15 protein-coding genes and 1 pseudogene are annotated in these 23,183 nt (G+C 66.4%); 5 read left to right on the forward strand and 11 right to left on the reverse strand.

The features are described 5' to 3' along the window. Nucleotides 1-8: 8 nt before the first annotated feature. The 3 genes and pseudogenes from RBB46_RS12915 to RBB46_RS12925 all read right to left on the reverse strand — a co-directional run bounded on the left by RBB46_RS12915 (nt 9) and on the right by RBB46_RS12925 (nt 3,982). Nucleotides 9-2,173: pseudogene (locus tag RBB46_RS12915) on the reverse strand (esterase-like activity of phytase family protein). A gap of 100 nt (nt 2,174-2,273) precedes the next feature. Beyond that, nucleotides 2,274-3,095 carry a class I SAM-dependent methyltransferase gene (locus RBB46_RS12920; protein WP_306029399.1) on the reverse strand — a complete coding sequence of 274 codons (822 nt, stop codon included), beginning with the start codon at nt 3,093-3,095 and terminating at the stop codon, nt 2,274-2,276. Then, nucleotides 3,092-3,982 carry a metal-dependent hydrolase gene (locus tag RBB46_RS12925; RefSeq protein WP_306029400.1) on the reverse strand — a complete coding sequence of 297 codons (891 nt, stop codon included), beginning with the start codon at nt 3,980-3,982 and terminating at the stop codon, nt 3,092-3,094. The genes RBB46_RS12920 and RBB46_RS12925 overlap by 4 nt, the downstream gene beginning before the upstream one ends. Nucleotides 3,983-4,154: 172 nt before the next feature. On the opposite strand from RBB46_RS12925, the gene RBB46_RS12930 reads away from it, so the two are divergent. The 3 genes from RBB46_RS12930 to yghX all read left to right on the forward strand — a co-directional run bounded on the left by RBB46_RS12930 (nt 4,155) and on the right by yghX (nt 7,835). Continuing rightward, a complete protein-coding gene (locus RBB46_RS12930; RefSeq protein ID WP_306029401.1) occupies nt 4,155-6,062 on the forward strand; it encodes a PhoX family phosphatase in 1,908 nt (635 codons plus the stop codon). Between the two features lie 372 nt (nt 6,063-6,434). Beyond that, complete coding sequence (locus RBB46_RS12935) at nt 6,435-6,734, forward strand: GNAT family N-acetyltransferase (RefSeq protein ID WP_306029402.1); 300 nt, start codon at nt 6,435-6,437, stop codon at nt 6,732-6,734. Nucleotides 6,735-6,908: 174 nt separating this feature from the next. After that, the gene (gene yghX, locus RBB46_RS12940) at nt 6,909-7,835 is read left to right on the forward strand and encodes a YghX family hydrolase (protein WP_306029403.1); all 927 of its coding nucleotides are present in this window, start codon (nt 6,909-6,911) and stop codon (nt 7,833-7,835) included. Nucleotides 7,836-8,400: 565 nt separating this feature from the next. Here the strand turns inward: yghX and RBB46_RS12945 are convergent. From RBB46_RS12945 to RBB46_RS12980, 8 genes are all read right to left on the reverse strand, one after another. Further along, on the reverse strand, nt 8,401-12,075 hold the full coding sequence (locus RBB46_RS12945) for a hypothetical protein (RefSeq protein ID WP_306029404.1): 3,675 nt from the start codon (nt 12,073-12,075) through the stop codon (nt 8,401-8,403). Beyond that, entirely contained in the window at nt 12,044-13,009 is a 966-nt protein-coding gene (locus RBB46_RS12950) for a hypothetical protein (RefSeq protein WP_306029405.1), read from the reverse strand. The genes RBB46_RS12945 and RBB46_RS12950 overlap by 32 nt, the downstream gene beginning before the upstream one ends. Further along, nucleotides 13,002-14,204 (reverse strand): hypothetical protein, encoded by a 1,203-nt coding sequence (locus RBB46_RS12955; protein ID WP_306029406.1) that lies wholly within the window; start codon nt 14,202-14,204, stop codon nt 13,002-13,004. Before RBB46_RS12955 ends, RBB46_RS12950 begins: the two co-directional genes overlap by 8 nt. Before the next feature lie 9 nt (nt 14,205-14,213). Next, the gene (locus RBB46_RS12960) at nt 14,214-16,559 is read right to left on the reverse strand and encodes a hypothetical protein (protein ID WP_306029407.1); all 2,346 of its coding nucleotides are present in this window, start codon (nt 16,557-16,559) and stop codon (nt 14,214-14,216) included. Nucleotides 16,560-16,981: 422 nt separating this feature from the next. Beyond that, the gene (locus RBB46_RS12965; protein WP_306029408.1) at nt 16,982-17,908 is read right to left on the reverse strand and encodes a metal ABC transporter permease; all 927 of its coding nucleotides are present in this window, start codon (nt 17,906-17,908) and stop codon (nt 16,982-16,984) included. Then, nucleotides 17,905-19,134, reverse strand: a complete 1,230-nt coding sequence (locus tag RBB46_RS12970) for a metal ABC transporter permease (protein ID WP_306029409.1) — start codon at nt 19,132-19,134, stop codon at nt 17,905-17,907. The genes RBB46_RS12965 and RBB46_RS12970 overlap by 4 nt, the downstream gene beginning before the upstream one ends. Nucleotides 19,135-19,142: 8 nt before the next feature. Next, nucleotides 19,143-19,970 carry a metal ABC transporter ATP-binding protein gene (locus tag RBB46_RS12975; RefSeq protein ID WP_306029410.1) on the reverse strand — a complete coding sequence of 276 codons (828 nt, stop codon included), beginning with the start codon at nt 19,968-19,970 and terminating at the stop codon, nt 19,143-19,145. Between the two features lie 5 nt (nt 19,971-19,975). After that, on the reverse strand, nt 19,976-20,980 hold the full coding sequence (locus RBB46_RS12980) for a metal ABC transporter solute-binding protein, Zn/Mn family (RefSeq protein WP_306029411.1): 1,005 nt from the start codon (nt 20,978-20,980) through the stop codon (nt 19,976-19,978). A 332-nt stretch (nt 20,981-21,312) separates the two neighbouring features. On the opposite strand from RBB46_RS12980, the gene RBB46_RS12985 reads away from it, so the two are divergent. Both RBB46_RS12985 and RBB46_RS12990 read left to right on the forward strand, forming a co-directional pair. Beyond that, nucleotides 21,313-22,104 (forward strand): DeoR/GlpR family DNA-binding transcription regulator, encoded by a 792-nt coding sequence (locus RBB46_RS12985; RefSeq protein ID WP_306029412.1) that lies wholly within the window; start codon nt 21,313-21,315, stop codon nt 22,102-22,104. After that, nucleotides 22,101-23,183, forward strand: coding sequence for an ABC transporter ATP-binding protein (locus RBB46_RS12990; RefSeq protein ID WP_306029413.1), 1,083 nt, complete (start codon nt 22,101-22,103; stop codon nt 23,181-23,183). The genes RBB46_RS12985 and RBB46_RS12990 overlap by 4 nt, the downstream gene beginning before the upstream one ends.

Raw genomic sequence — 23,183 nt, forward strand, 5'->3', positions numbered from 1 at the left:
GTCTCGTCTCACATCTTGCCGGTGGAGAAGAACAGCGTCTCGCCGTTGCTGTCGTCGACGCCGTCATTGTCGGTGACCGCATAGCCGGTGCCCGAGGCATCGACCGTGAAGCCCTCGATCTTGTCGACGACATAGCCGCCGGTCGCCTTCAGGTCCGGGATGAAGTCGCGCACCTCCTCCTTGGCAACCAGCGGCAGCTCGCCGCCGAGCGGCGCTGGCCCCGAGACCGGCACCCGGTAGAGCTTCTTCAGCCTGGCATTGTCGCCGATCTGGTTGTCGCGCTCGATGACGTAGACGTGCTCGCCGTGAGCCACGATCTCGGAGAGACCCACCCAGCCCGTCTCGGCCGCCTCCAGCGGATAGCGCACCGCGCCCCATTCCTTGCTCTTGGTGTTGTAGGCGACAAGCTTCACGGCGGTCTTGGGATCGTCCTTCCACGGACGCTGGATGGCGATCCACAGCGTATCGCCGATCATCGCGATGCCCTCGGCGCCGAAGCGGGTCTCCACCGCCAGCAGTTCCGGCGGGAAGGCGATCTGCTTCCTGATCTCGCCCTTGCCGTTCACATGGTAGAGCGCATGCGGCACCAGCCGGTCCGAACGCCCTTCCGAGGCGAGCCAGAAACCGCCCTCGCCGTCGGAAACGATGCCTTCCAGATCGAGAAGCTGCGCCGGCTGGCCGGCCCGCGTCACGCGGATCGCATCGGTGATGCGGGCCGGATGCGCGGTCGCGTCGATGCGGAAGATCGACGGCTGCACGCCGTAGGCGCTGTCGTTGACGGCGTAGAGAATGCCGGGCTCGCTCGGGTCGGCGGCAAGCCCCGACAGCGCGCCGAAACCGATCGGCCGGCCGGCCTCGTCCATCTTCGAAACGATCATCGGATAGGCGGCGGGGCCTTCCACCCGCTCATAGAGCGTCACATGCGAGCGCAGGCCGTTTTCCTCAACGAGATCGGCCTCGTTGGAAACGGCGAGGAGGTTGCGGCCGGGAATGGCGACCGCCCCTCCGGCGCCAGCGCCGTCGGCAGCAGCTGGAGGAATTCGGGCGCGGCACCCGTGTCGCGATAGACGCCGATCGCCGAGCCGCGTTCGGACAGGACGAAGATCAGCGTCTCCTCGCCGAAGCGCTTGACCTCGAGCCCCTCGGGCTCGGCGCCCTTGTTGCCCGAGCGGCCCTCGGGATAGTGACCGGCAAGCGCAACGCGATACTCGAAGTCGAGACCGGCCTCGTGAAGCACCTCGCCGCTCTTGGAAAAGATCGTGAAGCCGCGCGAACCGCCCTCGTAGTCGCCCTCGTTGGCGGTAACGAACCGGTCGCCGTCGAGCCACTTCACCGCATCCGGCTCGCGGGCAACGCCGGTCAGCGTGCCGTCGAAGGTCAGCGCGCCCTCTTCCCGGACGTCGACATTGTCGAGATCGACGCTGCCGGCGGAGAAATGCGAGACGACCTCGCCCGCATTGCCATCGACGACGACGATGTGGTTGTTCTCCTGCAGCGTCACCACGATCTCGTTGGCCGCGTTGATGTCGACGAATTCCGGCTCCGGGTCGTCACCGCCAACAGCGGCGAGGCCGGTCAGGTCGACCACCTTCATCGCCGCGCAGTCGGGAGCGCCGTCGCGAATCGGCAGGATGACGAGAGTGCCGGCCGGCATCTGCGGCAGCGCGCCGTCATTCAGGTCCTCGTCGCGCTCGTTCTCGATCGCCACGGCAAGAAGGTCGCCGGAAGGCGAAAGCGCCACCGAATCCGGCTGGCCGCCGAGATCGCAGGATGCCTCGATCGTCTTGCCGGCAATGTCGATGACAGTGAGGTTGCCGGAAGGTGCCGTGTAGCTCTCGGACGTGTTGACGCCGGCAAACGCCTTGCCACCTAGTACGGTGACCGAGGTCGGTTCCCCGTCGAGCTTCACAATACCTGCCGGCTTCGGCGCGGCGGCGTCAGTGATGTCGACGAAGCCGATGGCGCCGAGCGGGCTGTCGGAATAGACCAGCGTCGAGCCGTCCGCGGTCGCCGCGATGATCTCCGCCGAGGTCTCGCTCTTCTGGTCGAGATCGGCCGGCAGGTTGGTGTTGACCGGGAAGGAGGCGATCCGGTTGAACACAGGATCGGCCGTGGCCGCGACGGTCGAGCCGAGAAGCGCCGCCGCGAGCGCACCAAGCACCTTGAATTTCATGATGTCCCCCAGAAAGCGAGAGGCGGATTTGCCAATCAGGAACTGTTAGGGGGTCGACATGACAGCCGCTTGACAACCGGAGGGAGGTGAGAAAATTAATCTAAACCAGTGGCTTGCGGTAGCGACGGGCAAGGTACACGACCGCTCCGGACTTCAGGGTGCCGTAGAGGATCGAGCCCTGGGCGCCGGAAAACTCCTTCAGGAACCGACGCATCAGGGCGGTCTTCTGGATGCGGTTCATCTTGCGCTCGTTGACCGCATCGAGCGCGTTGACCACGCCCGGCGACAGGTTGGTCTCGCTTTCCAGCACCAGGCCCGAGGCGCCGAGATCCCGATCCAGCCCCTCGATCATCGTTGCCGCGCGCATGTCGGCCCAGGTGAAGCTGCCGCCCGGCGCCAGCACCCGCGCCACTTCGCGGGCAAAGGCCGGCACATTGGCGTAGCAATGCGAGGACTCGATGTTGACGACGATGTCGAAACTCGCATCGGCAAAGGGCAACGCCTCCGCATCGCCCACCTCGAAGGTCAGGTTCGGCGTGTCGCCGTTGAGCTGCCGCGCCCGGTGCACCGTCTCCGGCGAATAGTCGAGGCCGGTCACCGCGGCCGGCGCCATGTAGCGGGCGATGTAGCGCGCCCCGCCGCCGCGTCCCGAGCCCACTTCCAGAACGCGCGCGCCCTCGACCCGGAGCCCGGCCATCGCCTGATGGTAGAGCCCGATGAAGGCGCGTTCCGGCTCGTCCTCCGCCGTCAGGGCGAAGGCATCGCCCGCCGGCAGGTAGCCGTAGTTCATGAAGCGCCAGTCGCTGTCGCGCCAGGTCCTGGAGAGGATGTTGTAGAGCCGCTTCCAGGCCCATTTGCGGCTTTTCGGAAAGGCACCGCGCTCGACTGCGCGCAGGACATAAACGAAGGCACGGCTGGTCATCGGGCGGCGGACTCCTGCGCCGCGCTCTCGGCGGCGTATTCGTTGGCGAGCCAGGCCCGCCCCTTGCGGATGAGGTCGCTGTCGTCGGCCTTTCGCGGATCGTAGCCCGGCAGATAGTAGCACAGGAAGGACCTGAGGCTGACCCGCATATAGCCGGGCGAGACCATCTGCAGCCAGGCGAAACGCGACCAGAAGCGAAAGCCCGTGCGGATGCCGTCGGCCTGCACGTGCAGACGCACATTGCGCACGGAGAGCCGCACGAAGTGGAACGCCGTGATGTTCATCGCCGAGACGCGCAGCCCGTACCGCTTCCAGGCCGGCATGCCGGCCGCCGCCCGCTTGTAGACGTCGAGCGCGACCGCCTTGTGTTCCAGCTCCTCCAGCGCATGCCACATCCACAGGCGCCGATAGGCCGGATGGGCGCTGGAGAGGATTTTCTGATGGCGCAGCGTCATGGTCGAGAAGTTCGCCGTCAGATGCTCGACCGCACAGGTCACCGCCAGCCGCAGCAGGGGCACCTTGACGCTGCCGAGGATCGCCTTCACCGGCTGCTCCATCTCCTCCACATCGTAGCCGAGCCCCGCCAGCGTGCGGTTGTAGTCTTCGTGCTCGCGCGTGTGGAACGCCTCCTGCACCGCGTAGCCATTGATTTCCTTGATCAGTTCCGGATCGCCGAGCGCAGAGGCATAGTGCTTCAGCGAGCGGATGAAGAACCGTTCGCCTTCGGGCAGGAAGATCGAGAAGGCATCGAACATCGCGGTGCGCATCGGATCGCCGCCGAACCAGTGGCGCTCCGGGTTGCCCGAGATATTGAAGCGGATGTCGCGCGGCACGATCTCGTCGTCGCCATGCGCGCCGGCCCAATCGGGCATGGCGAAACTCGTCATTATTATCAATCCCCGCAATGTTGGCCGCAGCGTAAGATGGGCTCTCCGCGCTGGCAAGATGCTCCGCCTCCGTCACACGTATGAGACCTCACGCAGCTAGGAGATGACGGTCGACGGCGGAGCGCCGTCTCGCGTCTAGAGCCTTTTCGGCCAGCCTGAGGGAGTGCCAGCGATGGATCGCAACGACAGCCAGCATATCGACTACGAGGCTTTTTCCTTCGACACATTCGACGAGGCCCGCAGGCCCGGCCCGGACGTGACCGGCTTCGACCAGGTGGTCGAGGCGGCCCTGTCCCGCCGCGGTTTCCTGGGCGTTCTTGCCTACGGCTCGGGCGCCGCCGCCATGGGGCTCGGCACCGGCATGGGCAGCCTGCTGTCCTCCGTCTCGGCCGAGGCCGCGACCTCGCGCTTTGCCTTCAAGCCGATCCCGATCGCCACCGACTTCACCATCCACGTGCCGGAAGGCTACACGTGGCAGGTTCTGGCACGCTGGGGCGATCCGCTCTTCTCCGACGCAGCCGAATTCGACCATGCGACCGGCGGTGACGCGGCGACCTCCAACCGCGTCTTCGGAGAGAACACCGACGGCATGGAACTCTTCGTCGTCGGCGGCCGCCAGGTGATCGCGGTCAACCACGAATACGTCAATCCGAAGCTCAACCTGCCGAAGAACGAGGGCGGCAAGCCGGCGAGCGCCGAGGACGTGCGCAAACTGCAGAACCTGCAGGGCGTCACCGTCATGGAAGTGGCGGAAGACGAAAACGGCTGGCACATCGTCGTCGACAGTTCGCTCAACCGCCGCATCGACCACAACACCGAGATGCGCCTGTCGGGACCTGCCGCCGGCCACGACCTGCTGAAGACGGAAGCCGATCCGACCGGCACCTCCTCGCTCGGCACCTTCAACAACTGCGGTGCCGGCAAGACCCCGTGGGGCACCTATCTGACCTGCGAGGAGAACTTCAACGGCTATTTCGGCTCGACCGACGAGGCCGTTGCCCTGCCGGAGGATTTCAAGCGCTACGGCATCGATGCCAGGAGCGTCTATTCCTACGAGAAATTCGACACCCGCTTCGACCTCTCGAAGAACCCCAACGAGCCCTATCGCGCGGGCTACATTGTGGAAATCGACCCGGCCGATCCGACCTCGACGCCGGTCAAGCGCACCGCGCTCGGCCGCTTCAAGCACGAGAACGCGGCGGCGGTCGTCGCGCGCGATGGCCGCGTCGTCGTCTATCTGGGCGACGACGAGCGGGGAGAGTTTCTCTACAAATTCGTCTCGACCGGCACTTATACCCCCGGCGGCGACACCTCGACGCTGCTCGACGAGGGCACGCTGCATGTCGCCCGCTTCTCCGACGACGGTTCGGGCGAATGGATCGCGCTGACGCCGGAGACGACGGGGATGCCGGCGGCGGAGATCGCCATCCTCACCCGCATCGCCGCCTCGAAGGTCGGCGCCACCACGATGGACCGCCCGGAATGGGTTGCCGTCAACCCGGTTGCCATCGAGGCCTATTGCGCGCTGACCAACAACTCGCGCCGCGGCGTCAAGCCCAATGCCGGCGGCGACGCGACGCCGGTCGGCGGCCCGAATCCGCGCGCGGAGAACAAGTACGGCCAGATCGTGCGCTGGTATCCAGCGGACGACGACCATGCGGCGACCGGTTTCACCTGGGATCTCTTCGTCATGGCCGGCAACCCGGCCGTCCATGACGATGCCTATGCCGGTTCGGAAAACGTCAATGAAGGCAACATGTTCAACTCGCCTGACGGGATGATGTTCGACACGACCGGCCTGCTCTGGATCCAGACGGATGGCGATGACGACAACGAGGGCGACTTTGCCGGCCAGGGCAACAACCAGATGCTCGCCGGCGATCCCGCCACCGGGCGTATCGAGCGTTTCCTCACCGGGCCGAACGGCTCGGAAGTGACCGGCCTGACCTGGTCGGCCGATCGCCGCACGATGTTCGTCGGCATCCAGCATCCCAAGTCGCCCTTCCCGGACGGCGAGGGTACGCTCGGCCGTTCCTCGATCATCGCGGTGAAGCGCGACGACAACCTGCCCCTCGGCTGAGGCCCGCCCGAGACCTGCCCGAGACCTGGATGAAACCCGGGGATATCCTGCCCGTCCCGCGCGGGCAGGACGGGAACAGCCCCCTGGCGCGCCAAAATTGATTCAAACCGACAAATCGCGACAATATTGGGCTTTAATCTTGCATAAATTGATCGAAAATTGATCGAAATTGTTCGATCTGACTGCCATCAATCGTTCACTCTACAGAGACAGTGAGACTTTGGATTGCGCCATTGTCTCATCTCGCCGACCGCATCACATTGACCCCGACAACCGCGGCAAACGCCCCTTGCCCCGCCCCGTCCCGGCCTGACAGGATCGGAGGCGGTCGGGCAGGACGGACCCGCGACACACGACAAGGAGACGCACGACATGACCGGCGCCATCACCATCGACATCGAACGCAGCGACAGCAAGGGGCGCTATGTCGCCCGTGTCGAGGGCCATTCGGAGGAAGCCGAGTTGACCTTCTCGATCGCAAGCCCGACGCTCGTGATCGCGGACCATACCGGCGTGCCCGACAGCCTTCGCGGCACCGGCACCGGGCTGGCCCTGGTGGAGCGCCTCGTCGCCGATGCCCGCGAGAAAGGGTTCAAGATCATGCCGCTCTGCCCCTTCGTCAACGCCCAGCGCAAGAAGCATCCCGAATGGGCGGACGCCTTCAACGTCTGACGGTGGACGTCCAGCCGCCTCCCCCCTCGCCCCGCCACTGATCCGAGACCCTCCATCCCCGCGTAATCTGACGATAGGCATGGCTTTGGGAAGCGCCCGACCTATGTCACTATCTGCAGGTGCGGCCTGCAGGGGCAACGGGTGCGACCCCGCCACCATGGGATGGAGGACGACATGGATGAGCCTGTAACGATGGGCAGCGGAAAGACCCGGCCGGCGCGCAGAACGGCGAAGGATTTTCCGCAGGAACTGCTCGAGCTCTACGATTTCTATGCCCATGGCAAGATCGACCGGCGCGAGTTCCTCGACCGTGCGGCGAAATACGCGTTCGGCGGTGTCACCGCGCTGGCGCTACTGAACGCGCTCTCGCCGGATTACGCGCTGGCGCAGCAGGTCGCTCCCGACGATCCGGCGATCGATACGGCCCGCATCACCTATCCCTCCCCCAACGGCCATGGCGAGGTGAACGCCTATCTGGTCCGCCCCGCCGGCGTGACCGGCAAGCTGCCCGCCGTGCTGGTCATCCATGAGAATCGCGGCCTCAACCCCTATATCGAGGACGTCGCCCGGCGGATGGCCAAGGCCGGTTTCATGGCGATGGCGCCGGACGGCCTGACCTCCGTCGGCGGCTATCCCGGCAATGACGACCAGGGCCGGGAGTTGCAACGATCGGTCGATGCGACCAAGCTGCTCAACGACTTCTTTGCCGGTTTCGAGCATCTCGCGGCCCGCGACGATGCCACCGGCAAGGTCGGCGCAGTCGGCTTCTGCTATGGCGGCGGTGTCGTCAACGCGATCGCGGTCGCCTATCCCGAACTTGCCGCCGGCGCCCCCTTCTACGGCCGCCAGGCCTCGGCGGAGGACGTGCCGGCGATCAAGGCGCCGCTGCAACTGCACTATGCCGCCCTCGACGAGCGCATCAATGCCGGATGGCCGGCCTATGAGGCGGCACTGAAGGCCCATGACAAGAGCTACGAGGCCCACATCTATCCGGGCGTCAACCACGGTTTCCACAACGACACGACGCCGCGCTACGACGAAACGGCGGCGAAGCTTGCAGAAGAGCGCACCATCGCCTTCTTTCGCAAGCATCTCGCCTGAGGGAGGCAGCCGCGGCGATCCCGCCGCGCCCGCTCCGGGAACCAACAGGCCCCGCTCTCCGCTTCGCCCGGCGGGAATCCATTGGCAACCCCGGCAGCGGTGGGACGCGAGGCGCGCCCTCCTACTCGGCTGTCCCCCCCGGCTTGACCGGGGGCCCATTGGCAACCTTGGCGGATGTTGCCGGCGTCGCCGATCGCGGCAGGCGCGGAGCCTTGTGCCAGCAATGGGCCGGAGCGCCGTGCGACTGTCGCCGGCAGCGGGCCGGACCGGCACGCCACCTACGTGTGCCCCATGCCCGCTCTGGCAACGAATAGACCCCCGCCCTCCGCTTCGCTCCGACGGGGGTGACAGCCTGAGAGTGGGCCGCGGCAGAGTGCCGGTCTCGTTGTTGGAGGGGACGGCCTGAGGGTGGGGCGGCGAACAAGTGCTGGCCGGAACCGCGGCGTGGAAGAATGAGTGGGGGCCACAAGGAACAAATCGAGACGCCGCCCCGGCCAGGTGGCAAAAGACGCGAGGCAGCAGGTGTCGGGAGAGAGGCGCGCCCTCTCCCGCAGCGCCTTTCGCCTCAGTCGTCAGCCGTGGTGATCTCGACCAGTTCCCATACGGCGATACCGGCCGACCCGAGATTGCCGACGACGATCAGCGCCTCGCCGACGATCGCCGGGACGTAGTAGAGCGCCTCCTGGACGTCCGGGACGAAGAGGAAGCGGGTCGCCTGCCCGGGAATGATATTGGTCAAGGCCCGCGACAGGCCGAGCTGAGCGAGCTTGTCCTTCTTCGAACTCGCCCCGTAGTTCCACGACACCATGGCGATGTTGACGAACCCCCACAGGGTGATGGTCAGCTCCGCCGTGTAGGTGCGTGCCTTGCCGCCCGGGAAGGCCAGGATCACGAGGCCGCGCGTCGGTCCGGCGAGCACCTGGCAGATCCAGATAACGCCGGAGAAACCCGGATCGCCCGGCGGGCAGCTCGGCGCCGGCGTGCCGGGACGGACCAACCAGGGCGCGGTGGCGAAGGTGGTGACGTAGCGCATCAACACGGCGGCGAGGCCGGCCAGGTTCTTGCCCTTCGGCGACCAGCCCTTCGAGTAGTTCTTCAAGCCCTCCGGCACCCTGCTGCCCTGGTCGGGGATAGCCCCGGTCGAACTCAGGAAACCGGTCAGCCCGTCGGTGAAGATGCGCACGAACATTGCCGCCGCATAGACACCGAGGGCAAAACCCGCCACCACCTTCTCCGCCGTGCTGTCGAAGACGACCTCCTTCTGCGTGGTCATCCCGAACTTCGACTTCATCCAGTCGACGGTGACATAGTTCGTGTAGGCATCAAGCGCCGCCTGGTCGGGGAAGGGTGCCTTGCCGGTCGCGAGCTTGTAGATCAGCGTCGCGGGGATGGCGATCAGCCAGGAGGCGATCTGGCTGACGCGGATCGACAGGCTGTGGCCGGTGAAGAACTTGTAGAGCTGCGACAGGACCGGGATTTCCCACTCCGCGAAAAGCGCATCGCGGAAGGAGGCGACCACCTCCTTGATCAGGTCCATCAAGGTCGCGATCACGCCCTTGGCGGCATCCAGGGCGAAGAGCGCGACGCTCTCCATCACCTTGATCACGCCACTCATCAACAGGTTGAGCGCGTCGTTCGGGTTGTCCCCGATCGCCGTAAAGAAATCGAGCGCCTCGTTGAAGGCCTCCTTGCCGTCGCCGAACTGGAAGTTGTTGGCCAGGTCCTCCATCATCGATATCAACCCGTCGAGCGAACTCGACAGGGCACTGGAGCTCAGCAGGCTGACCGTACTGCCGCTGCGCTCGTCCGCCTTGCCGCCATTTTGCTCATAGGCGTTGGAAAAGAGATTGTGCTCCATCTCGTACGCCTGCTCGTCGGTCATCTCCTGCTGCGACGAGAACTGCCCGATGGTCGGATTGTCCTCCTTGTTGAACTCCTGGAGCATGTCGTCGACGACCGCCTTGAGCGAATCCTTCAGCGTGTCGATGCCCGACAAGATCATGGTCTTGACGTGGTCGATGCCGTCGACGGTGAAATCGAGCATCACCCGCGTGTTGTGCTCCACCGCCTCGGCCACGCGCTTGAAGTCGCCGAGGTTGAACAGGAAGGCCAACCATTCGAACAGCTGCTTCAGCTTGACCTTCAGCCAGTTCCACACCCCTTGCACGAAATCGAAGGCCTGCTGGGCGAACTCGATGATCGCCTCGAACACCTTGCCGGCGATCTCGAACAGCACCCGCCCGATCCCGTCGACGATCTCGACGACGATCTTGGTCAGCCCGTCGATGACGAATTTTGCCGCGTTCTTGATGCCGTTCCACACATCGCCCCAGTCGATACCGAGGAAACCGGCAAGCTCCGCGCCGTCGTCATTGGCCGCCGCCGCGCGCATCGCGGCAAGCTTGCCCGTCTTCCATTCCGACACCTCGGACAGGGTCATCGCCTGGTATTGCGGAAAACCGGAGGAGAAGTCGATGGACCAGGCCGTGCCGGACATGGCGCGCAGGTTGAGCCGCGGGTCGAAGCCGCGCGCCGCCATCCGCCGCGACACCGTGTGATAGGCGACTTTCGACGCCTTCACCTCGCGCTGGTCGGCGATCTCCATCGACGCCTGGGTGATCTGCTGCAGGCTCTGGGCATAGGAATCGTTGGTCCGGTACTGGGCCGGCAGCAGGTAGTTTCCTGAAGCATCCTTGGCGTTCTTGATCTCATCCACCGTCAGCGCCGAGAGTTTTTCCTGCAATTGCAGGTTCGGCTCCACCACGATGGGGCTGCCGGCAAGCGTGCCCGTCGTTTCCAGATAGATCGTCGCGGCGGCGAGCGCGGTCGCCTGCTGGTAGATCACCAGCTTGCCGCCCGGGCCGGTCTGCGCCGCAACGCGGTTGAGCTGGCTGCATCGGTAGGAGCGCCCGTCGACGAACAGCGTGACAAGGAAGGAGGCCTGGATGGAGACCGGCGCGAAGGAGAGCGGCATGCCGTCCTCATCCAGCACCACCATCTCCAGGGCGTGGGTCTCCACCGGCACCATGTCATTGTCCTGGCGCAGCAGGTCGACCCGTTGCTCGAACCACTGGCGCGAGGTCGGCGACTGCCAGAAGCGGGTCAGGTCGCCGCCGGCCGCGACCGTGTAGGCCTCCGCATAGCCGGACCGGTCGCGGCCGACGGTGAAGATCGTCGCCTTCGAGCCCGGATCGGTCGGGATTTCGTTGCCTAGCGGGAACAGCACGTTCCAGGACGGTTCGGCGTTGCGCCCGGTGCCCGGCACCTGGCCGGAACGCCAAAGCCGCCCGTCGGTGCCGATGCCGAAGACCTGCAGCATGTCGTCGAAAGTTATCGAGGCGTAGATCTCCGTCAGCGGCACGCTCTGCGACGCGTCGACATAGATCCAGTCGTCGAACTGCTTGAGCGAGCCGGACTGGTATTTCTTCTCCTTCTTCAACAGGAGCTTTCCGGTGCCCTCTTCCACCGCGAAGACATTCAGCCTGTCGGCGGCATCGACGACGACGGAAAGCGCCGTCGCCTTCTTGGTGCCGAGCGCCCTGAGTTCGGACGTGCGGTCGCTCGTCTCGCTGAACAGGATCGCGTTGTCCTTGCCGATGGCGAAGATCGCCGACTGCACGGTGCTGTTCGACACCATGGCGATGCTCTTCACCTGTGCCTGGGTGCCCCCCGGCCCCGACACCGGCGCCCAGACGGGACCCGCCCACTCGGAGGTGCCCGGTTTGAAGAAATTGTTGGCGAGCAACCCGTAATCGGCGCCCGGCACGTCGAGCATGACATTGACGTAGACATTGCCGGTGATGCCACGCACGCCGCGAAACTGGCGGATTGTCTCCGTCGCGTTGGCCGGTTTGGTCTCGCGCTGGTAGTAGGTGGAGGTCGTCGTCTGGAACTCGGCCAGCGACAACTGCCCGTTGTCGCCGAGTGTCATGATGTTCGGCGTGTCGCTGCCTTCCGTCCCGGAGGTGTAGAGGAAGAGCTGCCGGCCGCGCACATGCAGGTCCGTGTCCTGATACGGCGCCTCGGACCCCTCGCCGCGGCGCAGCCTGTAGATCTCTCCGGCCGTGCCGATCGTGTAGAGGTCGAGATCGCCGGTACGGTTGGCGTAGGTGACGATGTCGGTGCCGCCGAGCGCCGGCCTGGAGAGCTGGAACGTCTCCATGTATTTGGTGCTGGCGCGCGCCGCCGGGCGCTCGCCGGCCGGCAATTCAGCAAGAACGGACCTGGGCATCAAAGTCATGGGAGCCTCCCGAAATCGAGGGTGGTGAAAAGGGCTGGTCGAAAGAAAGGGCAAGCGTGTCGGCCAGACGCCGGGCGAGCTGCAGGGCAGGCGCGCGCCAGAACGGGCGGCCATGGGCGTTGCAGTAGAGCGGGCGCGAGGCCGGGCGGCCGGCCTCCCGGTCACGGTCCGCGAGCGGCAGCAGCCGGGCGGCAAGCGGCGCGAGTGCGTCCGCCCCGCACGCGAGCGCGCGTTCCAGCGCAATGCCCGCCTCCGCCGGATCCGCGTAATAGGGGGCGAGCGCCCGCAGCGCGGAGCGATCCGGCGCATGGTCGGCAAAGGCGGCGACGACGCGTGCTGCGATCGCCTCTCCCGCCTCGCCGACGACGGGCCTTGAGGCGGGAGCGCACAGGGCGAGCACCGCCGCCATGTTGATGTTGACGATCAGGTCGACGGGATCCGGCTCGCCGCCACCCGCCCAGGTGCGCAGCAGCGGCGCCCGGACAAACGGGGGATCGCCGCGCCGGGCCGCGCCGCAGGCGAAGCGGGGCAAGAGACGAGACAGGGCGACACCCGCCTCGGCGCGGCTGCGGCGCCCGCCCGCGACCAGCGCCATCCAGGCGAGCGCCGTGTCGTCGGCATCGGCGGCAAGGTCGATGTCGAGGCGCGGCGCTGCAAGGCCGGATGGATAGAAGCGGAAGGCGCCGGCATCCTGCCCGCTTTCGCAGGCCTCGATGAAATCGAGCGCCCGGTGAAGCGCCGTCGCCAGCGCGTGCGGCACCACCGGTCCGTCCGGTGCGGCGATCAGGCGGGCAAGGATCAGCGCAACCTGCGCCGTGACGAAGCAGGTCTCGTCGGCAATCGTCCCCGAGGGCCCGTCCACCTGCGAGGGAAAGGCTCCCTCCGGTGCCTGCCGGGCGAGCAGTTGCGACAGAAGCAGAGCGGGATCAGCCATGGCCCGGCTCCTCCCGTCCCTCTGCCGCGTGCGCTTGCGGCAAGCTTCCCGGTTGCGCGGGCATGGCGTCGCCGCGCGCGCGGCAGCCGAACGCGCGCGGCAGCGCCAGGGTCGCCGTGACCCGCATGTCGCCGCCCGATGGAAGCACAGCGCCGACAAGCCCGTGACACTGCAACGGCGCCTCGCCCGGGATCGCCTCGGGCGTGCGGGCATGGAGCGCCGCGTAAGGGGTCATGTCCCAGTCCCGCACCCGACCCTCGCGCATCAGGGCGCAGCGCACCCGTTCGTCCGGCCCGAGCAGCGAGGCGGCGTTCGAATAGAAGGTGAAGACGGCGGGCGCCGGCCGCACGCCCTCCTCCCGCGTCCCGTAGGCGATGGAGAACCCCACATCCCAGGACGGAAGCTCCAAGCGGACGCTGCGCCGGGTCAGCCGCTCGATGAGAGCGACCACCTCGCCGGCCCGCTCCGGCAGGCGGAACCGCCGCATCAGCGTGTCGAGATCGCCGGGAAACAGGCGGTCGCAGCGGTAATAGACCTCGACGCCGCCATTTTTCGGATCGAGGCCGAGCATGGTCGGACGGATGCCGCGTCCGCCAAGAACGGGCGGCGTGCCGGCGAGGCGCTGCTCCAGCGCACAGGCCGCCTCGCGCGCCCGCTCGGGCAGTTCCAGGTAGAGCTTGGCGGCCAGCGGCGGCGGGCCGCTGTCCGGCGCCCTCGCCACGGCGCCGGCACGCAGCCCCGCCCAGGCACCGTAGCGCCCGGGAGACGATGCCTGCCACTCCGCCACCTCGGCCGCCAGCATCTGCTGCTGCACCGAGAGGCGCGCGGGCCCGGCTGCCCGCACCAGGGCAAGGGCGGCGGCAAGGCGCCCCGAAGGCGCGCCGCCGGGAAGCGGGTCGAGACTGATGCGGGGATCGCAGTCGGGTCGCCCGTCGGGACCGACGCCGCCCCACACGAAGGCCGCCTCGACGGCCGCGCCCGAAGGCGTCAGGTTGCTGGCCACCGGCCGCATCGCGACGCCCTCGGCCGCGTGCGGCCCGCCATCGGCGACACGGCGCACCAGGTCGCGCGCCGAACGCGCGAGATGGTCGAGCACCGCTCCCCCGTCGGCTTCCGCGATGGCGGAGACCGGCGGCGGGTCGCAGGGCGGCGGGTCCGGGGCGCCCTGCGCCTGGTCAAGTCCCCGCGCGGACATGACCCGCGCCTATCCGCTCTTGCGCATATGCGCGTGCAGCTGGTCCGGATCGATCCGCTGGCGCACGATGCCCGGCTGGATGTTGGCCGGCGGCACCGCCGGAAGCTCGACGGACAACCGTCCGGTCACCTCCTGCTTCTCGATCGCACGCGCCTCGCCGTCCTTCATCACGTAGACGGCGGTGTAGTAGAACTCGATCGTCGGATCGGAGCGCAGCCGCTGGATGCCGTAGTAGCGCTCGACCGTGTCGACCTTCACGCCCTGCGGCGAACCCAGGATGCTGAAGAGGATCTGGTTCTGCTGCGATTCTCCCGCGAGCTCCCGCTCCTTCCGGCTCATCTCCTCGCGCGGCTTGCGCAGGAAATCGGGCAACGTGTCGCCGAACTCCTCCTTCGCCGTCGTGGTCAGCTGGAACATGGTGAGATTGACGCTCGCCACCTTGTCCCAGTCGATGAGGCTGGTGTCGACCTTGACGCTGTAGTTCTGGATCGTGTTGGTGATCGTCAGCGTCTTCGTCTCGCTCGACTGTCGATACTTGTCGAGCGTGAAGTTGGTTCCGTCGGAATAGTAGATCTGGCCGGAAATGTTGTAGTAGGCCATGTTGAGGTTGTCGACAGCCTGGAAGTTCCAGCGCGGTTCGGCAAAGCTCAGGAAGCCTTCCGGCGTCCAGTTCGCCCAGGTGTTCTCGGCGATCCACTCGTCGCCATTGTTCGCCGGGTCGAAATACTGGGCGTTGACGTCAACCAGCGCCAGCGTCGCCGGCTCGGTCGTGTAGTTGAAGGCCCGCAGCGTGAACTGGGTGAACAGGCCCTTGGGATCGACCACGAAGACGATGTCGGCATTGCCCGAGCCGGTGTAGTCCGGCGCCGCCGACAGCGCGCCGGGCGGCTGCGAGACGATCTCGGTATTGTCCGCCATCTGGTAGCGCAGCCGGTAGGTATAGCCCTGGCCGATCGGCAGGTTGTAGTAGCTGTCGAAGGCAATGGCCTCCTCTTCGCCGTTTGCCGTCATCGTCTTGGTCTGGACGATGGCCGGATTGCCGGCGGGCGGGGCGAAGAAGAAGTCGATATTCACCGCCCTGACGCCGGTCGGCGTGTCGAAGGGCACGTTCTGGCCGATGAAGGTCACCTGTCGCGTGCCGAAATTGTTCGGGGTGATGTTGACCAGCGTATCGGTCGTCGTCACCGGGTCGCTCTGGTAGCTCTTGCCGTCGTCGAACTCGATCACGTAGCTGTAGGTGAATTCGGCATTGTAGTCGCCGCCCGAAAAATCGCCCGGCGCCTCGTAGATGAGCGACGACTGCGCCCCGTCCTTGACGATCAGGGTGAAGGTGTTGTCGGTCTTGCGGGTCGGATAGGTCACCGTCACCGTCACCGACTGGGCGATCGGATCGCCATTGTCGCTGCGGTCAAGCTGGCCGATCAGGTTGAAGACGACCGAGAGCTTGCGGTTGTCGACCTTGACGAAAAGCTTGTTCCACTCCTCGGAGGAGAACTTGCGCATGAAGGTGCTGACCGGTGTCGACCAGTCGATCACCGTGTCTTCCTGGTAGGACTGGGTGAAGGAGGTGGTCGCCGAGACCGGGTTCGGCCCCGTCGCCATCACCGCCGCCGCCGCCACCGTGGTCGAGACCTGGTTCTCCAGCGTCGTCCAGCCCCAGTCGCGGACCCGCTGCGCCAGCTCTTCCGAGCTGCCGGCGCCAAGCTCGACCTTGACGTCGCCGGCGCCCGACTGGGTCAGTACCTGCTTGACCTCCTGCAGCACCTGCTTCTGGTTGCCCCAGGTGTCACGCACGGTCTTGTACTTCTTCTCGTACTCGATCGCCGCTTCCGCCTTGTAGGTGACGGTCGCCTTGGCCCCGAGCAACTTGGTCAGCACCTGCATGTCGTATTCGACGCGGAAGGGCGAGGCACCGCCCCCCGAACCGTAGGCGCCCTTGAACGTGTTGAGCGCCTCCGCCGTCTCGAGCTCGATCTGGAAGGCCGCGACATTGGTTCCGTAGAGCGTCGGCTCGACGGCCAGGACCCGCCCCTCGCCCTCGATGTCATAGTAGAAATAGGCGGTGCCGCCGACCCAGGTGAAGCCGCCCCAGGAGATGTCGTCGCCAAGCACCTTCTCCGCCGCGGCGCGCGCCGCCATCGGCTGGATCAGTTCCATTTCGAAGGTGCACAGACCGGCAACGCCGCCGCCGTTCTTGGTGTACTCCGTCAGCGAGAAGGCCGGCGCGCCGCCAACCGTCCTCAGGGTCGGCACCGGAACCATGTACCAGAGCTTCGGATTGTCGTGGTCCTGGTAGACATACACGACGCTGTTCGTGCCGTAGTCGATTTCCCGGACAGTGGTGATATCGAACATCGCAACCTCGCATGGAAAAAACTGGCTGGAAACGCAAAATATCTACTTATGCGCGCATCGTCGCATCAACGACACAACCTAGCAAGGCTTCAAAGCCAAATAAATAAAGACGATTTTCGGATCTATTCGTATTTATTCATACAATTTTCGACATTCTTCAAAAACGAAGAAAAATAATATAAATCAATATTACATTTCAAATCAGATACTTACCGATTAAATCAGAAATTATCTCAGGAGCCGTGTGAAATTTCAGGGTCGACAATAGATATTATTTTCATTGGAAAGAATACTGCAACCGAATCCAGCGAAACCCTGAATATGGTTGCAACCATCGCGCGCAGCGTGGCGTCAGCCTTTCCCGTCGCCGGACACCCCCGGCCGACCAGGACAACCCGCGCAAGGCGCTTGCGGCAAAAGGATCAGCCCGCCGGCTGGCCGATACGGCGGCGGTGGGGCGCGGCGATGCAGGCAATGGCGAGGATCGCGCCCGAGACGGTGGCGATCATGCCGGCGGCGCTGACCGCATTGGGCGAACCGAACCAGAGCGGTCCGTAGCCGGCCAGCACATAACCGAGAACGGCGGCAAGCGTCGCGAAGAGGACACTCCAGGCGACCTGGTGTTCGAGCCGCTCGGTCATCAGCCGGGCAGCCGCCGGCGGGCAGATGAACATGGCGATGACGATGATCGATCCGACCGCATCGAAGGCCGCGACAGCCGCCACCGCGGAGACCGCGACCAGGGCAAGGCCGATCAGCCGCACCGGCAGGCCGAGCGTCGCGGCGAAGCCCTCGTCGAATGTGGAGAGTTTCAGCGGCCGCCAGAAGACGAGCATCAGCACGGTGATGGCGGCAGCCACCAGCGCAATGCGCGGCAGCTCCGGCGGCAGTCCGGCGACGGCTGCGGGGTCGAGAAGCGAGGCCCAGCCCGTCGCATCGAACCAGATCAGGCTTTCCAGGTTGCCCATCAGCGCATGCTCGACATCGAGATGCACGCCGCTCGTGTCGCTCTGTTCCAGCAGCAGCACGCCGCCGGCGAACATCGATGTGAAGACGACGCCCATCGCCGCCCCGGGCTCGATCCGCCCCAGCCGGCGAATGGTCTCGATCAGGAAGACGGCGACGAGCGCTGCCCCGGCCGCACCGGCAAGCATCGGCAGGCTGGCGAGACTGCCGGTGACGAGAAAGGCGACGACGATGCCCGGCAACACCACATGACTGATCGCATCCCCGATCAGCGCCTGCCGGCGCAGGATGAGGAAGTTTCCCGGCAACGCACAGGCGATGGCCGAGAGCGTGCCGATCAGGATCGGGGTAAGCGACAGCTGGACGAATTCGGCCCCCATCATGCCGGCGCTCCAACGCTCAACGGCCGGTTGACCAGGCGATCGATCTCGGCAATCTCGTCAGGGGTCATCACATCCTCGATCGGGGTCAGGCCGTCGTAGCGATGGGCAAACGGATCATCGCGATGGATCTCGCGGGCGATCTCGAAACGCCGCTCGTCGCGCAGCGCCCGGGCGGCGGCCGCCCGCCCGTCCTCGGTCGCCACCCGGTCGGTCCGGATCAGTCCCTCGCGCTGGAGCACGCGCAGGGTCAGCGGATCGAAGATCGGCTCGCTGCGCGCCAGCGACAGCAAGCCCTGGCGACGATGCAGGCGCAGCTGGAAGCTGCGGTGGCGGATCGCCGCGGCGAGCACGCCGCGTTGCGGCGCGAACAGCAGCGAGCCGAGGAAAAGGGCGAAGGAGACAAGCACGATGATCGGGCCGGTCGGCAGGCCGGGCGCGGCGGCGGAAATCGCCGCGCCGAGATAACCGGAGACGCCGCCGATGGCGCCGGCGGCCAGAATGACGCGATCGGTGCGCTCGCTCCAAAGCCGCGCCGCGACCGCCGGGATGATCAGCAGCGCCACGATGAGAACCAGGCCGACGATCTTCAGCCCCGTCACGGTGACGGCCAGCACCAGCATCATCATTGCCATGTCGACACGGCCCGTGTTGACGCCGGTGGCGGCGGCGAAGCCCGGATCGAAGGCGACCATCGTCATCGGCCGGCGCAGCGCGACCAGGGCCGCGATAGCCAGCACGCCGCCGACGGCGATGACGACGGCATCCTGGAACAGCATGCCGGCGGTGGAGCCCAGCAGAAACCCTTCAAGCCCCGCCTGTCGGCCCTGCGACTGGGTCTGGATGACCGTCAGCAGCACGATGCCGAAGCCGAAGAAGACGGAGAGCACCGCGCCGATGGCCGTGTCCTCGGCAAGGCGCGTGCGCCGGGTGATCCATTCCACGGCGAAGAGCCCGGCGGCGGCCGACAGCGCCGAGCCCGCGATCAGCCCGATCAGGCTGCGACCGTCGAGGCCGAAGGCGACCATGGCAAGGAAGGCAAGGCCGACGCCGGGCAGGGTTGCGTGGGCGATCGCATCGCTCACCAGCGCGCGCTTGCGCAGGAACAGGAACGTGCCGCCGGCCCCCGCGGCAATGCCCAGAAGGGCGGCACCGATGGCGACCAGCGCGGCGTTGTAACCGCCCTGGAGCAGCAGTGCGTCGGCAAGAACGGAGAGCGATGTCGACATGGCCGCCTTCAGTCCGCCAGCTTGAGCTGGTCGATATGGGCGGAGGCAAGCCGCCCGCCATAGGTTGCCTGCAGGTTGGCCCCGGTAAAGGTGGTGGCGACCGGGCCCTCGGCGACCTTGCGGGTGTTGATAAGCAGCACCCGGTCGAAATAGTCGGTGACGGTCGCAAGGTCGTGATGGACGCAAACGACGGTTCGCGCCTCGGCCTTCAACTCCTTGAGCACGTCGATGATCGCCTTTTCGGTGGCGGCGTCGACGCCGGCAAAGGGCTCGTCGAGCAGATAAAGGTCGGCCCCTTGCGCCAGGGCCCGGGCGAGGAAGACGCGCTGCTGCTGGCCGCCGGACAGCTGGCCGATCTGCCGCTCGGCGAAATCGGCCATGCCGACCCGGGCAAGGCAGGCGCGCGCCCTTTCCCTGTGACTTGCGCGCACCAGCCCCAACAGGCCGAGTTCGCGGTAGAGCCCCATCATCACCACGTCGATGACGCGGGTGGGAAAGTCCCAGTCGACGGAGGCGCGCTGCGGCACATAGGCGATGCGGTCGCGGGCCCGCTCCAGCGGCATGCCGAAGACCGTGACCGTGCCCGACAGGCGTGGCACGATGCCGAGCGCCGCCTTCAGCAAGGTCGACTTGCCGGCTCCGTTCGGACCGACGATGGCAACGAGGCTGTCGCGCGGAAAGGTGGCGTCGACGGAAAACACCGCCGGGCTTTCGCCATAGGAGACGGTGATTTCGCGCAGGGCCAGGGCGGCGCGGCCCGCCTCGGCCCGCGCCTCTGCCTCCGCTTCCCGGGTGGCGACCAGCCCCAACGCCGGCGGTGTGACGATCCGGCTCATCGCGCTCAGCTCCCCGCCGCCAACCGGCCGGCCATGCCGCGCTCCGGCGCATTGCCGCCAAGAGCCCGCGAAATGGTCGTCGCGTTGTGATCGATCATGCCCGGATAGGTGCCCTCGTAGGTGCCATCCTTGCCCATCGCGTCGGAAAAGAGTTCGCCGCCAATGATCACCGTGTGCCCCTTCGCGGCCGCGCCTTCCACCAGCGCGCGCACCGAACGGTCGGACACCGAGCTTTCGACGAAGACAGCCCCGATCTTGCGGTCCACCAGCGTGTCGACCAGTTCCGCAACGCGTTGCAGTCCGGCCTCGCTCTGGGTGGAGATGCCCTGGATGCCGAGCACCTCGAACCCTTGCGCCCGGCCGAAATAGCTGAAGGCGTCATGCGCGGTGACAAGCACCCGCGCGCCCTCCGGCACCGAGCCGAACACCTTGTCGGAATAGGCCGCAAGCTCTTCCAGCTCGGCCAGGTAGGCGGCCGCGTTGGCGGCAAAGGCATCCGCCTGCGACGGGCGCTGCGCGGACAGCGTCTCGCGCACATTCTCCACCACTTTCGACCACAGGCGCGGATCCATCCACACATGCGGGTCGAACTTGTCGGAATAGTCGACATGGGCGATCAGCCGCTCGCGCGGCAGGCTCTCGGCAACCGCGACGGTCGGCTTGCGCTCGCCGAGCTTGCGCAGGAACTCCTCCATCTGGGCTTCCAGGTAGAGGCCGTGCCAGAGCACCAGGTCGGCGCGCACCATGGCGGCGATGTCGGTGCGGGTCTGGCGATAGGCATGCGGATCGACGCCCGGCCCCATCAGCGCCCGCACCTCGACCGCATCGCCGCCGATGCGTCGGGCCGCGTCGGCGATCATGCCGGTGGTGGCAACGACCGAAAGCGGCGCCTCGGCACGGGCCGGCAAGCCGCCCGGCAGGGCAACGGCGGCAAGCCCTAGCAGCAACAACGCACGCCGGGTCACGTCACCAGCAGACCCGCGCATCGTCCGCCATATCGCCTCACGCATCGCCAAACCCTTCCATCCAGACGGGATCATCCCCTTGTTTGGAATGATTATGAGAACGAGTTGCAGTTGTCAATGCAATTGCGAACGATTTGCAAAAACTCCTGCGCGCCTCCCTTTGAGCCACCCCCGGCGCGGCGACGCGTCAGCTGCGCCCTACGGCCGGCGGTGACATGAGCATTGTCCGCATCCGCAAAAGCGACAGTTTCGCAGTGACGGATCAGGGCGTTGGGTCAGGTGAATTCTGTCATTGTATGTTCATATGAACGTTGTGCTATGTTCATATGAACGAAGTAGAGACGAAACGTCCGCATTCGGGAGGAGCAACGCCGGTCATGACAGGCGACATCGACATCACCGCGCGCCAGCGCGAGATCGCCGATCTCGTGCAGTCGAACGGCTTCGCCTCCGTCGAGGCGCTGGCCGAGCGGTTCGAGGTGACGACCCAGACGATCCGCCGCGACCTGACCCGGCTGTGCGAGCACGGCATCCTGCGCCGCACCCATGGCGGCGTCGAGCCGCCCGCCCCGGTCGGCAATCTCCACTACGCCCGGCGGCAGATCCTCAACCTGCCACAGAAACGCGCCATTGCCGAGACGGTTGCCGGCCGCGTTCCCGACGGCGCCTCGCTGGCCTTCTCGATCGGGACGACGCCGGAAATCGTCATGCAGGCGCTGACCCGTCACCAGGGCCTGCGGATCTTCACAAACAACCTGCATGTCGCCTTTTCCGCCTCGCAGAACCCGGGCTTCGAGGTCACGATCGCCGGCGGGCGCCTGCGCCACGGCGACCGCGACATTCTCGGCGCCGATACCGAGCGGTTCTTTTCCTCCTACAAGGTCGATATCGGCATTTTCGGCGTCGCGGGCGTCGATGCCGACGGCACGCTGCTCGACTTTCACGAGGACGAGGTCGCCGCGCGCCAGGCGATCCTGGCCAATTGCCGCCGCGCCTTTCTGGTGCTGGATGCAAGCAAGTTCGGCCGACCCGCGCATGTGCGCGGCGGCCACGTCACCGAGGTGGCGGCCGTGTTCTGCGACACGCCGCTGCCGCCGGCAATCGCCAGCCTGCTCGCAGAAGCAGGACGCGAGACCGCCACATGCGCGGGAATGGAGGAGCGGGCATGAGCTCGAGCGCAAACGACACCTGGACCGGCAGCGGCCAGGACATCCGCCTCGAGGCGGTTTCCAAGATCTGGGGCGGGCACCGCGCCGTCGACAACCTGTCGATCGACATTCCCGCCGGCACCTTCACGGTGCTGCTCGGGCCGTCCGGCTGCGGCAAGTCGACGACCCTGCGCATGATCGCCGGGCTGGAAAGCGTCGACCAGGGCCGCATCCTGATCGGCGGACGCGACATCACCCACCTGCCGGCGGCCGAGCGCGGCCTCTCGATGGTGTTCCAGTCCTATGCGCTGTTCCCGCATCTTTCCGTCGCCGAGAACATCGTTTTCGGCCTCAAGGTGCGCCGGGTGGGACGCACCGAGCGCGACGAAAAGCTCGCCCGCGTCGCCGGTCTCCTGGGCCTTTCCGAACTGCTCGAGCGCAAGCCCGGCCAGTTGTCCGGCGGCCAGCAGCAGCGTGTCGCGCTCGGTCGGGCGATCATCGCCGAACGCCCCGTCTGCCTGATGGACGAGCCGCTCTCCAATCTCGACGCCAAGCTGCGCCACGAGATGCGCGTGGAAATCCGCGCGCTGCAGAAGAAGCTCGGCTTCACCATGGTCTATGTCACCCATGATCAGGTGGAGGCCATCACCATGGCCGACCAGGTGGTGCTGCTCAATGCCGGTCACCTGGAGCAGGCAGCCGACCCGCGCGAGCTCTATCGCCGGCCCGCCACCCCCTTCGCCGCCCGCTTCATCGGCGTCCCGCCGATGAACGTGCTGCCGGGCGCAGCCCTTGCCGATATCGACCCGGGCCTGTCGCCGCACAGCGTCGGCCTGCGCCCGGAGGCGCTGGTGCCGACCGACAACGGCCCGCTGAAGGCGCGGGTGACGAGCCTTGAATATCTCGGCGCCGACATGCTGATCGACTGCGAAACCGCCGGCGCCGGCTTCACCATGCGCCTGCCGGGCGACCGCGAGGTCGCGCCCGGGTCCGAAATCCGGCTCGGCTTCGCCGCCCAGGACCTGCATGTCTTCGACGGGCAGAGCGGCCGGCGCCGCGACGATCTCGCCGAGGAAACCGGCCGCCGTATGGCCGGCTGA

Origin of the sequence: Stappia sp. MMSF_3263, from assembly GCF_030733745.1 — a bacterium.
In the GTDB taxonomy this organism is placed as follows: domain Bacteria; phylum Pseudomonadota; class Alphaproteobacteria; order Rhizobiales; family Stappiaceae; genus Stappia.

Coding starts and splice junctions, on each gene's coding strand:
- RBB46_RS12970 (WP_306029409.1), bottom strand. CDS start 19,134: ATGTCGACATCGCTCTCCGTTCTTGCCGACGCACTGCTGCTCCAGGGC.
- RBB46_RS12920 (WP_306029399.1), bottom strand. CDS start 3,095: ATGACCAGCCGTGCCTTCGTTTATGTCCTGCGCGCAGTCGAGCGCGGT.
- RBB46_RS12935 (WP_306029402.1), top strand. CDS start 6,435: ATGACCGGCGCCATCACCATCGACATCGAACGCAGCGACAGCAAGGGG.
- RBB46_RS12980 (WP_306029411.1), bottom strand. CDS start 20,980: ATGCGTGAGGCGATATGGCGGACGATGCGCGGGTCTGCTGGTGACGTG.
- RBB46_RS12925 (WP_306029400.1), bottom strand. CDS start 3,982: ATGACGAGTTTCGCCATGCCCGATTGGGCCGGCGCGCATGGCGACGAC.
- RBB46_RS12990 (WP_306029413.1), top strand. CDS start 22,101: ATGAGCTCGAGCGCAAACGACACCTGGACCGGCAGCGGCCAGGACATC.
- RBB46_RS12955 (WP_306029406.1), bottom strand. CDS start 14,204: ATGTCCGCGCGGGGACTTGACCAGGCGCAGGGCGCCCCGGACCCGCCG.
- RBB46_RS12985 (WP_306029412.1), top strand. CDS start 21,313: ATGACAGGCGACATCGACATCACCGCGCGCCAGCGCGAGATCGCCGAT.
- RBB46_RS12975 (WP_306029410.1), bottom strand. CDS start 19,970: ATGAGCCGGATCGTCACACCGCCGGCGTTGGGGCTGGTCGCCACCCGG.
- RBB46_RS12960 (WP_306029407.1), bottom strand. CDS start 16,559: ATGTTCGATATCACCACTGTCCGGGAAATCGACTACGGCACGAACAGC.
- RBB46_RS12965 (WP_306029408.1), bottom strand. CDS start 17,908: ATGATGGGGGCCGAATTCGTCCAGCTGTCGCTTACCCCGATCCTGATC.
- RBB46_RS12950 (WP_306029405.1), bottom strand. CDS start 13,009: ATGGCTGATCCCGCTCTGCTTCTGTCGCAACTGCTCGCCCGGCAGGCA.
- RBB46_RS12945 (WP_306029404.1), bottom strand. CDS start 12,075: ATGACTTTGATGCCCAGGTCCGTTCTTGCTGAATTGCCGGCCGGCGAG.
- yghX (WP_306029403.1), top strand. CDS start 6,909: ATGGATGAGCCTGTAACGATGGGCAGCGGAAAGACCCGGCCGGCGCGC.
- RBB46_RS12930 (WP_306029401.1), top strand. CDS start 4,155: ATGGATCGCAACGACAGCCAGCATATCGACTACGAGGCTTTTTCCTTC.